At 64.0% G+C, this 13,153-nt stretch carries 14 protein-coding genes; 6 read left to right on the top strand and 8 right to left on the bottom strand.

Features of this window, described 5'->3' with window-relative positions; translation table 11 throughout:
- Window positions 1-88: 88 nt before the first annotated feature.
- Together QA643_RS34835 and QA643_RS34830 are read left to right on the top strand one after the other, a co-directional pair.
- A complete protein-coding gene (locus tag QA643_RS34835) occupies window positions 89-316 on the top strand; it encodes a hypothetical protein (protein ID WP_283030167.1) in 228 nt (75 codons plus the stop codon).
- 68 nt (window positions 317-384) lie between these two features.
- Window positions 385-867, top strand: a complete 483-nt coding sequence (locus QA643_RS34830) for a hypothetical protein (RefSeq protein ID WP_283030166.1) — start codon at window positions 385-387, stop codon at window positions 865-867.
- A gap of 6 nt (window positions 868-873) precedes the next feature.
- On the opposite strand, the gene QA643_RS34825 is transcribed toward QA643_RS34830, so the two are convergent.
- The 4 genes from QA643_RS34825 to QA643_RS34810 all read right to left on the bottom strand — a co-directional run bounded on the left by QA643_RS34825 (window position 874) and on the right by QA643_RS34810 (window position 5,037).
- The gene (locus QA643_RS34825; protein ID WP_283030165.1) at window positions 874-1,350 is read right to left on the bottom strand and encodes a DUF2269 domain-containing protein; all 477 of its coding nucleotides are present in this window, start codon (window positions 1,348-1,350) and stop codon (window positions 874-876) included.
- The gene (locus QA643_RS34820; protein WP_283030164.1) at window positions 1,350-2,609 is read right to left on the bottom strand and encodes an SDR family oxidoreductase; all 1,260 of its coding nucleotides are present in this window, start codon (window positions 2,607-2,609) and stop codon (window positions 1,350-1,352) included. The genes QA643_RS34825 and QA643_RS34820 overlap by 1 nt, the downstream gene beginning before the upstream one ends.
- A 47-nt stretch (window positions 2,610-2,656) precedes the next feature.
- Window positions 2,657-2,818, bottom strand: a complete 162-nt coding sequence (locus QA643_RS34815) for a DUF2934 domain-containing protein (protein WP_283030163.1) — start codon at window positions 2,816-2,818, stop codon at window positions 2,657-2,659.
- 293 nt (window positions 2,819-3,111) lie between these two features.
- Window positions 3,112-5,037 (bottom strand): AsmA family protein, encoded by a 1,926-nt coding sequence (locus tag QA643_RS34810; protein WP_283035033.1) that lies wholly within the window; start codon window positions 5,035-5,037, stop codon window positions 3,112-3,114.
- A 277-nt stretch (window positions 5,038-5,314) separates the two neighbouring features.
- On the opposite strand from QA643_RS34810, the gene QA643_RS34805 reads away from it, so the two are divergent.
- The 3 genes from QA643_RS34805 to QA643_RS34795 are packed head-to-tail and all read left to right on the top strand — an operon-like array spanning window position 5,315 to window position 7,356.
- Entirely contained in the window at window positions 5,315-6,022 is a 708-nt protein-coding gene (locus QA643_RS34805; protein WP_283030162.1) for a CoA transferase subunit A, read from the top strand.
- Between the two features lie 22 nt (window positions 6,023-6,044).
- The gene (locus QA643_RS34800) at window positions 6,045-6,695 is read left to right on the top strand and encodes a 3-oxoacid CoA-transferase subunit B (RefSeq protein ID WP_283030161.1); all 651 of its coding nucleotides are present in this window, start codon (window positions 6,045-6,047) and stop codon (window positions 6,693-6,695) included.
- 4 nt (window positions 6,696-6,699) lie between these two features.
- Window positions 6,700-7,356 (top strand): GNAT family N-acetyltransferase, encoded by a 657-nt coding sequence (locus tag QA643_RS34795; RefSeq protein ID WP_283030160.1) that lies wholly within the window; start codon window positions 6,700-6,702, stop codon window positions 7,354-7,356.
- A gap of 28 nt (window positions 7,357-7,384) precedes the next feature.
- On the opposite strand, the gene QA643_RS34790 is transcribed toward QA643_RS34795, so the two are convergent.
- Complete coding sequence (locus QA643_RS34790; RefSeq protein WP_283030159.1) at window positions 7,385-7,882, bottom strand: flavin reductase family protein; 498 nt, start codon at window positions 7,880-7,882, stop codon at window positions 7,385-7,387.
- Window positions 7,879-9,129 carry a styrene monooxygenase subunit StyA gene (gene styA, locus QA643_RS34785; protein WP_283030157.1) on the bottom strand — a complete coding sequence of 417 codons (1,251 nt, stop codon included), beginning with the start codon at window positions 9,127-9,129 and terminating at the stop codon, window positions 7,879-7,881. The genes QA643_RS34790 and styA overlap by 4 nt, the downstream gene beginning before the upstream one ends.
- Before the next feature lie 130 nt (window positions 9,130-9,259).
- Here styA and QA643_RS34780 point away from each other — a divergent pair, with 130 nt between their 5' ends.
- On the top strand, window positions 9,260-10,156 hold the full coding sequence (locus QA643_RS34780; RefSeq protein ID WP_283030156.1) for a LysR family transcriptional regulator: 897 nt from the start codon (window positions 9,260-9,262) through the stop codon (window positions 10,154-10,156).
- 14 nt (window positions 10,157-10,170) lie between these two features.
- On the opposite strand, the gene QA643_RS34775 is transcribed toward QA643_RS34780, so the two are convergent.
- Together QA643_RS34775 and QA643_RS34770 are read right to left on the bottom strand one after the other, a co-directional pair.
- Window positions 10,171-11,817 (bottom strand): iron ABC transporter permease, encoded by a 1,647-nt coding sequence (locus tag QA643_RS34775; RefSeq protein WP_283030155.1) that lies wholly within the window; start codon window positions 11,815-11,817, stop codon window positions 10,171-10,173.
- 207 nt (window positions 11,818-12,024) lie between these two features.
- The gene (locus QA643_RS34770) at window positions 12,025-13,050 is read right to left on the bottom strand and encodes a Fe(3+) ABC transporter substrate-binding protein (RefSeq protein WP_283030154.1); all 1,026 of its coding nucleotides are present in this window, start codon (window positions 13,048-13,050) and stop codon (window positions 12,025-12,027) included.
- Between the last annotated feature and the right edge of the window lie 103 nt (window positions 13,051-13,153).

The following is a 13,153-nucleotide window of genomic DNA, read 5'->3' as shown; positions in this document are numbered from 1 at the left end:
ATCAATCCGGTCTGAACAACGCAAGGGCGCAGCTCCTGCTCTCGCGCAAGCGGGCGGAGTTGGAAGATTTCATCAACAGAGGCCGGCGATGTCAGGACCGCTCCGATGGTACGATCACAGCGCGGACAACCCGCCGTGGATAAACGCGCTGGCGGAAGTCCGCATTATGGCGACCCGCGAGGGCTGGTGCCACGCCCATGTGCAGGCGATCATCGTCGCGATCGACCAATATGCCGAGGCAGCGCTGGGCAACCGCAGTTATTTTCTGAATAAGCCGTACGGCGTTGGGGGCGGCCGGGGTAACGAGGTTCCGTGATCGTCGACGTTCGGAAGTCATGACTTCGATCCCGTGGAGTCGGGCGTGACATTTTGCAGGGGGGATACATGCTCGAGCGATGTGGTTACAGGGCGGCGCTTTACCTCTCGGCCTTGATAGCGGCCGTCAATTGCAGCGCATTCCTCTATTCGCTGTGGTATCTGCCCCGCGCTGGCGATGGTTTTGCATTTCATGCGATAGCGGCGCTGCTTATTTTGATGGGACTTTGGTTGTTCAGCAGAATTGCGCGATACGCAGGTGCTGCATTTTATTTTCTTTCTGCGGTAGGCGCAGCTTTTGCGCTTTGGAAATTCTCCGGAGAAGCGAATATCGGCGCGGTGTGGGGCGCTGCAGTGGCCATTCTGGCTTTGGCCGTCGCAGTGATTCTGGTCTTCTCAAGACCGTTCGCAAGGGAGTTTGCGGCGGAGCGTGAACGGCGACCTGTCTACAAGAAATATCTCCTTCACGCATTCACCTTGGTGGTTGTCGTTGCCGCGGTAGGCGCAGCATTGATCGACGTCCTCGCTTTCTTTCAGTTCATCAGCAAGTAACCTGCCTCAGAAGAACGCGATCTGCGGCTTGGCGATCATCAGCCACATGATGATGGCGACGGCGGCGAATGCCGGAATGCCGAACGCGAACCACAGCCAGAAGATCCGGTGGTATTGCTCCGGCAGCGGCTTGCCCTCCGCCGCGGCTATCGTGGCAAAATCCCGCAGGCGTATTTGCATCCAGACCACCGGTAGCCACAGCGCGCCCGTCAGCACATACAGCGCGATGGACCAGACCACCCAGCCGTCCCAGAACGAATAGCCGACGTGCACCACCAGCAATGTGCCCGTGATCGGCTGCATGACGACCGCGGTAGCGGTGAAGATGAAGTCCGCAATCACAACGATGCGGGCAACGCCTGCGATCACGGCCGGCTTGCCGGAAAGATGCGCCATCAACATGAAGAACGCGATGCCCGATCCGGTGCCGAGCAGCACCGCAGCGCCCACGATGTGGAGATATTTGAGGACGAAATACAGCATCAGCGGTCCTCGAGCACCGCCAGTGCTGCGAGATGCAGCACGATGATCGGCCAGATCTTCAGCATCGGTCCGAGCGGATCGGCCCAGAGGCGAGGCACGAGGACAGTGCCGATGATCGCGTAGGCAAAGGAAATCGCGATCGCCGCATAGAGACCGTAGCGGCTGGTCGGCCGGTAGGCGATCGCGAGCCCGATCACGAGATCGGCAAGAGCGCCGCCGGTGACCGTAAGCGCCGCGGCCGTTCCCTCGACGCCACCTTCGCCCATCAGGCCCATGCCGTAACCCCAGCCCGGTCCCAGGGATACGAAGGCGGTCGCGATCCAGAACAGCGACAGGACGACGAAGATCGCCGGCTTGACGAGATACATGCCGGCAAACCAGCGCTCCTGCACGGAAGCCGGCTCGCCCGCGAAGAATTCAGTCAGGCTCTTGGGATGGAGCCCGAGCCGCAGCATGTCGTCGGGATTGCCGACGGCCCCGCGCACGATTTCGCGTTCGGCGGTGCTGCGGACGGGAGGTCGCCAGCCGAGATAGGAGACCATGTCGCCGAGCCGGTACATGATACTGGAAGCGAATTGCGGCAGGCGAAGCTGCCGCGCGGGCGGCCAGCGGCACCAGCGACGGATCAATGCGACCACTTCACCGAACGGATAGCGAAGCGGGCCAACCAGTTCGATGACCTGCCGGCCCGGCGCGGCTGAATCGAGAAAATACGCCACCGCGCGCACCACATCCTCGAGCAGGACGATCTGGAGCTGCCCCGTGTTCGGCATGGCGGGAATGATCGGCAGAGCCGCCAGGCCGCGCATCAGTGCGCTGGCGCCGTAAGCGGCGCGGCCGATGACGACGGACGGGCGCAGGATGATCCAATCGAGGTCGCGTGCCATCAGATCCTTGTCGCCGGACAGCTTGGTTCGAGAAAAATCGCTGGGCGTTTCGCGGTCGACGCCGATGGCGGAGAAATGAATGACGCGGCGTATCCCGAGCTGCTCGCAGGCGGCAAACAAATTGGCAACGCCGTGGTGGTGCACCATCGAGGTCGATACGCCCGGACTGTCCTGGAGCACGCCGGCACAATTGACGACGGCCTCGACGCCGGCGAGATGCGGTAGCCAAAAGTCGGGCGAGGTCGCCTCGGAAAGGTCGACCCTGGTGGCGCCGCTCCTGCTCATGGCGACGACCGAATGTCCTCGCGAGGACAGGTGAGCGACGATCGCCGACCCGATCAGGCCTGTCGCGCCAATCACGGCGATCTTCATGGCCGGCTCCGCGGGATCAGAAGCTTGCGAAAATGAGGGCGGCCTGCCTACAGCGTGTCGGGCGTGCGGACGGGCGAGGATTTGTCCTCGTTTCGCAGCTCCTGTTCGGCGAGGTGCCAAAATTCGGCCTCTCTCCCTTCAGGTCTGCCGTGACGCTCCCAGATCTCATACGCGCGGTTCTCAATTTCCTTTTTCGTCGGCTGATTCATCTCGTCTCCTCCGTAGCTTCTGCGCGACAGCTCAGGCCGCGGTGAAACGTCAGGTCGGAGCTTGTGACTGTCGCGAGGCCGCGATCTCAAAGTCTCGCGCGTGAAACGGCGCGCGACACAGTTTGATGCCTGTTCGCTGGTGATAAGCGTGCAGAGAGGAGCTAGGTTCCTAGCGAAGCTGGCCTGGTCCGGTCTTGGAATGGAGGTGACCCTCTCGAAGAGCTGCGATCACGTGGTTCCCGATCGGCTCAGACCGCGAGTTGTCACGGCGGCTTTGGACCGGAGCCGCAACCTCAATTCGCCTTCGCGCCATCAGCCGTCTCCGGCGCTGCCGGCTTCGCTCCGCCGCCCGTGAAGCGCTCGATCACCGAGCGCACCGCGTCGCGCGTCTTGCGGTCCTTTACGGCATCGAGCAGCGGAGCCGCGCCGGGCGAGCGGCGGATCAGGCTTTCGGGATCGGGAAACACCAGGGGGTCGTCCCACGGGCCCTGGACGACGAACGGCAGCTCAAACCCCTTGTCGCCGCCGGACGCGGCCGCCGTCAGGCTGGCAACGCCCTTGAGGTCGTATTCGCGGCTCGGCACCGAGGCGGTGCCGGTCAGCGTCAGGCGCGTCGTCGGGCCGTCGACGCGAATATCCTCCACGGTGGCAATGCCGTCGTTGAAGCGCACAGAAACGTTGAGGTTGTCGTAGGGCGTCGAGCCGCTGCGCAGATTGCCGCCGCCGGAGAGCGGCCGCCGCTCCAGCCGCTTCAGCAATTGCTCGATATTGAACCCCGCGATCGCGCCGTCATGGCCGACCAGGGTCGCGGTGCCGTCGAGCGAGGAGGCGAGACCGAACGGGCTGGCGCCGGATGCCACCAGCGAGACACCAAGATTGCCGCGGCCGGACAGCTTCGTGATGCCGAACAATTCATTGGCGCAGGCCTGCAGGTCGACGTCGGTGAACTGCAACTGCGCCTTGACGTCGGCCACCGCGTCCGAGCGCGCGATTCCGAACGAGCCCTTGGCAATGCCGCCATACATCTGAGCCTCGCCGACCGAGAGCGCCAACGCACCGTTGCGCAAATTGGCGCCGAGCGCGGTGCGGCCGAGCCTGGTCCCGCCGACCGTCACCCGCGCGGCCGACAGGCGCATATCGAGGTCGGTGGCGGAAAGCGACGACAGGTCGAACAACTGCCTGTTCCAGTCGCGCGCGCCGCTCGCCAAGAGGCGGAAGGTCGAGATGTACGGCGTGAAATCAAGGTTGCCGGCGGCGAGCGTTGCCTGCAGCGTCTGGCGCCCGTTATTGGCGACCGTCATCACGCCTTCGGCGACGTTGCCGTCGAGCTCGACATTCACGTTGGTCAGCGCCACCGAGGCGCCGACGACATTGGCGCGGGCCTTCAGCGCGAAGCGGCCGAAGCCGCCGCTGCCGGGCACCTGTCCTCCCATCCAGCGCAGCGCGTTGCGCAGCGACAGGCTGTCGACAGTCATGGTGCCTTCCATCATCAGGCTGGTGCGGTTGGCGACCGAGCCGTCGAAGGCGAGTTTCAAAGGCGCGCTGACCAGCCGCGCCTTCAGGCCCGAGCGATCGCCGGACAGCATCGCGACGAAGTCGCTGGCGGAGATCGAGCCGTCGACGCGCTCGCCGCGAAAGTCGAATTGTCCCGTCGCCGCGAACGAACGCGAGATCGACGGCCAGGCTAGCGAGAGGTCGATGTCGCCGAGCTGTTCCTTGAAATTGTTGGCGGCGTCCTCGTATTTCAGCACGCCGTCCTGAATTCGGATTTCGGAAAACGATACCTGGTTTTCCGCGCCGGGCCTCATCGTGCGCGCGATCCGTTCGACGAACGGCGTCCAGTTGCTTTCGCCGCCGCTGTCCCTGACGACGCGGATATGCGGCCGCAGCATCATGACGTCGGCGATCTCGAAGCGGCGCAGCAGCAGTGGTAGCAGGCGCAGGTTGGCGGTCAGCACGTCGACCTGCAGCGCGGGGTCGGTGGTGCCTCCGCCCTTCAGCCCGACATTGTGAAAGGAGACGTAGCTGCCCGGAAACACCGAGACGTCGATCGCTCCTGAAACAACCAGATCGAGCCCGGTGACGGCGCGGATCTGTGCCTCGACTGCCTGCCGGAGCGCATCGCGGTTGAGGAACCAGGAGGTTCCGATCAGCGCGAGCACGGCCACGGCAAAGAGCGCCGCAATCGGCATCCCGAGGCGCTTCATTCCTTGGGCCATCGTCAATGACATATCCGGATCTGGTTAAACCGAAGTCGGGTTACTGTCTTTAGGGTCTTGCTGATTAAGGGGCGCTGATCTGGGCAGGCGCCGCATCGGTCAGCCCGTGCCAACCCACGCAACTTGAAGGGTTTTCTTGACGCTTTCAAGGCCGACATGGCGCCTCGCTGGCACTTCGGTGGCATAATCCCCGCGTCATTGACGCACCGCGAAGAATTCGCCTAATAATCCCGATAATGCCGGCTTTCGGCCGTTCCCTCCATCAGGTCTTATTTCCATGAACAAGGTTTATCCCGACGCCAAATCGGCACTCGATGGCGTTCTCAAGGACGGCATGATGATCATGTCGGGCGGCTTCGGCCTGTGCGGTATCGCCGAAACCCTCTCGGACGCGATCCGCGATTCCGGCGTCAAGAATCTGACGGTTGTCTCCAACAATGCGGGCGTCGACGGCATCGGCCTCAGCCGCCTTCTGGAAACCCGGCAGATCAGGAAAATGATCTCGTCCTATGTCGGCGAGAACAAGCTGTTTGCGCAACAATATCTCGCCGGCGAGCTGGAACTCGAATTCAATCCGCAGGGCACGCTGGCCGAGCGCATCCGCGCCGGCGGCGCCGGTATCCCGGCCTTCTACACCAAGACCGGCGTCGGCACGCTGATCGCCGAAGGCAAGGAAGTGAAGGAATTCGACGGCGAGAAGTACATCATGGAGCGCGGCCTGTTTGCCGACCTCGCCATCGTGCACGCCTGGAAGGGCGACACCGCCGGTAACCTGATCTACCGCAAGACCGCGCGCAATTTTAATCCGATGATGGCGACCGCCGCGAAGATCACCGTGGCCGAGGTCGAGCACCTGGTTCCGGCCGGCGAACTCAATCCCGACCACATCCACACGCCCGGTATTTTCGTCAAGCGCATCATCGAGGTCGGCACCGGCAAAAAGCGCATCGAATTCCGCAACACCCGGCCGCGGCCGGCTGCTTAAGCGCACGCACAGGAGAAACGATATGGCCTGGACCCGTGAACAGATGGCTGCGCGCGCCGCAAAGGAATTGCGCGACGGCTACTACGTCAATCTCGGCATCGGCATTCCGACGCTGGTCTCGAACTACATCCCCGAAGGCATGGACGTGAACCTGCAGAGCGAGAACGGCATGCTCGGCATGGGCCCGTTCCCTTACGAGGACGAGGTGGATGCCGACCTGATTAACGCCGGCAAGCAGACGGTGAGCGAACTGCCATCGACGAGCTATTTCTCCTCGGCCGATTCCTTCGGCATGGTGCGCGGCGGGCATATCGATCTGTCGATCCTTGGCGCGATGCAGGTGGCGCAGAACGGCGACCTCGCCAACTGGATGATCCCCGGCAAGATGGTGAAGGGCATGGGCGGCGCGATGGATCTCGTCGCCGGCGTCAAGCGCGTCGTGGTGGTGATGGAGCATTCCGCCAAGGATGGCCCGAAGCTGTTGAAGACCTGCAATTTGCCGCTGACCGGCGAGCGCGTGGTCGACATGGTCGTGACCGATCTGGCGGTCTTCACCATCGACAAGCACGGCAAGGATGGCATGGCGCTGATCGAGCTGGCCGACGGCGTCACGCTGGACGAGGTGAAGGCCAAGACCGAAGCCGAGTTCCGCGTCGCGCTGAAGAACGCGTGATGTGATGGCGGGACGGTCGCAAGCTGCGATCCGTCCCGCGCGTCGCGAAGACGCCAGCTTCATTGCCCGCAACATCCTGGCCTCGCAGCGCGGCCCGCTGTCGCGCGGCTGGTTCGACATCGCGCTCGGCTGGGACGAGCCGCGCTGCCTCGCCTTTGTCGAACGGATCGCGACCGGGCAGGCGCCGTCGTGGTGTCACGTCTCGCAATTCATCATCGCTGAAGTCGAGGGAAGGCCAGCAGCCTCGCTGTGCGCTCTGCCCGCGTCCGGCACGGGCCCGGCCTTGCGGGCCGCAATCGAGGCGGCGGCCGACGAAAGTGGGCTCAGCACATCGGATGTGGCGGCGATCTTCCAACATGGCGCCTACGCCAGGAATTGCTGGATACAGGGCGGCGAGGACGACTGGTTGATCGAGCATGTCGCCACGCTGCCGGAGTATCGCGGGCGCGGGCTGGTACAGGCGCTGATCGATCACGCGCTAGCCGCCGGCGCGCGGGCGGGATTTGCGCGCGCCTCGATCTCGTTTCTGATCGGCAACGAGGCGGCTGAGCGCTGCTATGCCAAGGCCGGCTTTGCCTTCGCCGAAGAGAAACGCGATCCCGCGTTCGAGGCGGTCACGGGATCACCGGGCTTTCGGCGGTTCGTGCGGGCGATTCCGTAGGGCCCGCTCGAAAATTTGTGCTTGCCGCTCAGTGATCGACGGGTTGCCCCGGTCCCAGATGATACCGGCTGGAGAAGAACACCAGCGGAAGGCTGTCGCAGTAGTCGCAGGTGGATACTTCGGCGATGAACAGCGTGTGGTCGCTGACGTCGATCGTTCGGATTACCTCGCAGGCGAAGAAGGCCACGCAGTTCGACAGCCGCGGCAGCCCATCGACGATGTCGTAGCCGGGAAAGGCCTCGCGCGATCGATCCGCAAAATGCTTCGATAGCGCCTTGGCCTGTTCCGGCAGCACGTTGACGCCGTAGCGCCGGCTCGCCGATACCGCATCGTGGGTCCTGCCTGATTTGACCGAGACCAGCACGGTCGGCGGCGAAAGGCTGATGGTGACAAAACTGTTGGCCGTCATGCCGCAGGCCTCGCCATGCAGGTCGAGCGCGGTCAGTACCGCAACGCCCGTCGCAAAGCGCGACGCCGCCTGACGGAAGGCAAGCGGGTCGGCGCGCTGCATTGCCTGCTCGCTCACGCCGTGGCCCGCCTAGGTGCCACTGGCGCCGTCTTGCGCTCGATCCACGCATGGATGCGATCGACTGAGGCGACGCGGTCCCATTGAACGTCCGGATAGTTGAAATTCTCGGTGAACTCGTCGGCGAGCGCCTGGTTGTGGCTCATCGCGCCGATCAGCATGCCGAGCGCCTCGGAGGGCGGCTGCAGCATGATGTTGGTCCAGCGCGCCGCCGCCAGCACGCGATCTTGCCGCCTAAGGTCGACTTTCTCACAGAAGCGTGCGTCGAGCACGTCGGCGCCAACGATCTCCTCGCCGAGCACGAACGCGGCGTAGGAGGCGACATTGGCGCCCTGTCCCATCATGGGATCGACGACCGAGTGGACGTCGCCGAGCGCGATCGCGAACTTGCCGCCATCGAATTCCACCACGGTGTTGCGAACCGTCGGCACCACGCCGCCCTGCAACAGATCGAGGGGCTGGGCGAGATCGAAGCGCGCGGTGTCGATGCGGTCATAGGTGGTCGGATGATGCTTCTCGAGCTTATCAAGCACGGTGCGCAGAAAACGCTTGCGGTCCGCGTCATAGCTCAGCGTCGCCAGTTCCTCCATGTCGCCGCCCGGAACGTTCTCCATCAATAGCGCGCTCGCGATGCCGCTGAAGGTGATGGTGGGAATGACGATCATCTCGCCATGCCCCGGCGAGACCGACAGCGTCACGTTCATCGGGTCCGGCTCGCGAACGCCGGTGTAAAGTCCGACACAGAGGCGCCGCTGCGGCTGGGAATAGGGCGAGTGCTCGGGCCGGTAGGCGAACAGCTGACCGAGCGGACCCTTGCCGCTGGCGACGACGAGCAGGTCGAAGCGATTGACCAGCGGCGCGATGTCGTCTTCCTCGATGCGGCGGTATTCGATCTTGCCGCCACGATCCGCAAAATCCTTCATCAGTACCGGCAGGTAGATCCGGTAATCGACCGCGCGGCTCGGCCGCGAGAAGTAGCCGCGGAAGCTGATCGGCTGCGGGAAGTTGAAGAAGTGATCGTGGTAGTAATAGTGATGCTTCGGGTCGTTCCAGTGATTGACGCCGAGATAGTCCTCGCGCGCGATCGTTACGTGGTGATGCGCGACCGTGTTGAGCAAGCGGATGCCGCGATAATCGTCCGGCGCGCGGTCGGTGATCAGCGTCGCTTCGACGCCGTGCTTCTGAAGATAGAGGGCCAGGTGCAGGCCGGCGATGCCGGCCCCGACGATTCCGATGCGCTGCCTCATGTCCGCCCTCCCAAAAGATTGCCCAAAGATTGATTGGGGGTGGTCCCCCATTGACTGCAGCGTAGCCGTGAACTTGCCCGAGAGAAATGGAATGGATAGGATATGATCTATTCCTGATGGGAATGATAGGATGGACCGGATCGACTGCCTGCGCGCCTTTGTCCGCTCGCTGGAGGGCGGCAGTTTCTCCGTCGCCGCCCACGAACTCGGGATCGGCCAGCCGGCGGTGAGCAAGCGGATCGCGCTGCTCGAAAGCGAGTTCGGCACGCAACTGTTCTTCCGCACCACCCGCAAGCTCAAGCCAACGCCGGAAGGCCAGCGGATCTACGATCTGGCCCGGCAGATTCTCGGCAACTTCGATCTGGCCCGGGCCAACGTCGGCGAGAATTCGCTGCGGCCGAGCGGCACGCTGCGGGTAAGCCTGCCGTCATCGTTCGGCCGGCGCTATCTGATGCCTGTCATCGCCGAATATGTCCGGACCTATCAGGGCGTTCGCCTGGACGTCCGCTTCAGCGAGCGTTTCGTCAACCTGGTGGAAGAGGGGATCGAGCTGGCGCTGCGGATCGGGCAACTCGAAGCGAGCACGCTGGTCGCGCGGCGGCTCGGCACGGTGCGGCGTTACCTGGTCGCGACGCCGACCTATCTCAAGGGACGTACGGCGCCGCGCGCGCCTGACGATCTCAACGCGCACCAATGCATTGTTTATTCGCGACTACCGTCCGCCAACGACTGGATCTTCGAATCCGAACACGGCCGCCACGTGGTTTCGATCGGCGGGCCGCTTCTGGTCGACGATGCGGATGCGATGGAGCAGGCGGTGAAGCATCATCTCGGCATTGCGATCCTGCCGGAATGGAGCGCGCTTGCCGGCATCCGCAGCGGCCAGTTGCAGAACCTGCTGCCGGATTTCTCGATTGCCGCGCTGCCGCTGCACGCGGTTTATCCCGAGACGCATTGGATGTCGCTTCGGGCACGAAGCTTCCTCGATCTCCTGATCAAGCGCGCCGGACAATTCTCCAGGCCGTAAGACGCATGGACGGACTACGCCGGCCCTGACGGAACGTCCGAGAACCGCGTCAGCCACGCCACCGGGCCGACGCTGGCGGCGACGATCAAGAGCGCCGCCAGCGCACCTTCCTCGAAACTGCCGCGGCTGGCATATTGGTAGATCGAGGTCGCCAGCGTCTCGACGTTGAGCGGCCGCAGCAGCAGCGTCGCCGGCAACTCCTTCAGGCAGTCCACGAAGACGACGATGACCGCGCCGAGCATGGCCGGGCGGAGCAGCGGCAGATGGACCAGCCGCATCGTCGTGGCCGGGCGAGCGCCGACTGCGCGCGCGCTGTCGTCGTAGTCGCGCGGGATGCGCTCGAACGCCGCCTTGATGAATCCGGTCGGCACCGCCAGAAAGCGGATCACATAGGCAATGACGACGGCGGCGCCGGAGCCGACCACGATCAGGCCCGGTGAGGCTTGGCCGAGCCGTCCGGCGACTGCGTTGAGCGCATTGTCGATCGCGAGCACCGGCCCGAGCAGACCGATCGCCAGCACTAGGCCTGGAAGTGTGTAGCCGGTCTGTGCGACGTTCATGGCGATGAAGCGCAACGCATTCGGCCGCCAGCGCCAGGCCAAAATGGTGGCAAAGCCGAGCAGCAGCGCCGCCAGCGCCGCGATGGTCGCGAACGCGATCGAGTTGAAGGCGTCATGCCACAGCGCCGCATCGAAATTCGCAAACAACCCGCGCTTGAAGCTCTGATGCGCGAGAAACGATAGCGGCACGAGGAAGCCGAGCGCCACCGGCAGCAGACAGGCAGCGAGAGCGCAGGCGCCCTTGAGGCCGGCAAGCGGTGTTCGCCGCGTCAGCCGCGGGCTTTCGGCGGAGAACTCCACATTGATGGTGCGGCGGCCGTAACGCTCGATCGCGATCAGCCCGGCGACGATCGCGAGCATGAAGCAGGACAACTGTGCCGCGCCGGCAAGGCTGCCGCGGTTGAGCCAGGTCGTGAACACCGAGACGGTGAGGGTGCGAACGCCGAGATACTCGCTGGCGCCGATGTCGTTCAGCGTCTCCAGCGACACCAGCGCGACGCCGACCGCCAGCGCCGGCCGCGCCATCGGCAGCGAGATGCGCCAGAAGATGGTCCAGCGTCCGGCCCCCAATGTCCGCGCGGCCTCGGCGAATTCGGCGCTCTGCAGCTGGAACATCGGCCGTGCCGAGAAATAGACGTAAGGATACAGCACCAGCGCGATCACGATGATGGCGCCGGGCAGCGAGCGCAGCCTCGGAAGCATACGCACGGCGTCTTGCGTCGGAAGCCACAGTGTCAGCGTCTGATGGACGACGCCGAGCGGCTCGAACAGGTCGACATAGACGTAGGCCGCCAGATAGGTCGGGATCGCCAGCGGCAGCGGCACCAGCCAAAGCAGAATCCCGCGGCCGCGAAATTCATGCAGCGAGATCAGCCACGCGGTGCCCGCGCCCATCGCCAGCGACAGGGCGGCGACGCCAACGAGCAGCAGCGCGGTATCGAGAATAGTCGTCGGCAGCACATAGCTGATCAGGTGCTGCCAGACATCAGGCGCCGGCTGCAGCGCCAGCGCGATGATCGAAATGACGGGAGCGGCGACGAGAATGGCGGTCGCAACCGCAATCGCTGCCGCGATGCGGCCGGAGTGCGTGGCGGGAGTCACGCCAGCTCACAGCGGGGAGGTGAGCCGAAGTTTGTCCGCTTGCGCAGGTAGGCTCCCTCACCCCTCGCGGGGGGGAGGGCGGGGAGAGGGGTAGCCACGGGCGATACTGCCCGTGTGGCTTACCCCTCTCCCTAACCATCCCCCGCAAGGGGGGAGGGGACGCAGCGGTGCAAGGTGCGGAATCACTTTTCTACAAAGACATCGCGATCAATTATCGAACCCGACCTTGTCGACCAGCGTCGAGGCCGCCTTCCGGCTCGCGACGATCTTGGCGATCGGCATCGGATCGGCGGTCAGCTTGCCGTAGCCCGCGATGGTCGGGTTGACGGCGACGCCGGCGCGAATCGGGTACTCGTAGTTGGCATCGGCGTAGATGTGCTGCGCCTTCTCGCCGGCAAGCCATTCGATCAGCTTGACCGCGTTGGCCTTGTTGGGTGCGTGCTTGGCGAGGATGACGCCGGAGAGATTGACGTGGGTACCGCCGCCTTCGAAGGTCGGCAGGATTACCTTGGTGGCTTCGGCCCACGGCTTCTTCTCGGGGTCGTTGTTCATCATCAGCGCCCAGTAATAGGTGTTGCCGATGCCGATGTCGCACTTGCCGGCCGCCACATCGCGAGCGGCTTCGCGGTCGCCGCCGGAAGGCTTTTGCGCCAGATTGGCCTTCACGCCCTTCAGCCATTCCTCGGCCTTGGCCTCGCCGTACTTGGCGACATAAGCCGCGAACAGGCCGTTGTTATAGATATGCTGACCGGAGCGGATGCAGATCTTGCCCTTCCACTTGGGATCGGCGAGCTCTTCATAGGTGATCTTGTCCTGCTTGACGCGGTCCTTTGAGGCGTAGATCACGCGCGCGCGCATCGAGATGCCGGCCCACTGGCCGTCCGGGTCGCGGTATTGCGCCGGCACGATCTCATCGATCACCACCGACTTGATCGGCTGGGTCACGCCGGCCTGTACGGCATCGTCCAAGCGGCCGAGATCGACCGTCAGCAGCACGTCGGCCGGGCTCGACGCGCCTTCCGCCTTCATCCGCTGCTCAAGGCCCGAGCTTGCCGAGACCACGTTGACCTTGATGCCGGTGTCCTTGGTGAAGGCATCGAACAACGGCTGCACCAGCTTGGTTTCGCGATAGGTATAGACGTTGACCTCGCCGTCGGCGGAGGCCGGCGCGGCTCCGAACGCAGTGAAACAAAGCAACGCGGCGGTTGCGGCGGTAGCGCGGAATTTCGTCATGAAGCTGCCCGACAAAAGTTGTGGTGATGCCGGTCTCAGTAGCGCAGCCTCCGTCATGCCGTCAGCGACGGTATGTCGCGAATGTCGCGATTTAGAGCGATTC

This window comes from Bradyrhizobium sp. CB3481 (assembly GCF_029714305.1).
Lineage (GTDB): Bacteria > Pseudomonadota > Alphaproteobacteria > Rhizobiales > Xanthobacteraceae > Bradyrhizobium.
Note: the sequence above shows the minus strand (reverse complement) of the source record. Positions and strands in the feature narration are given on the sequence as shown.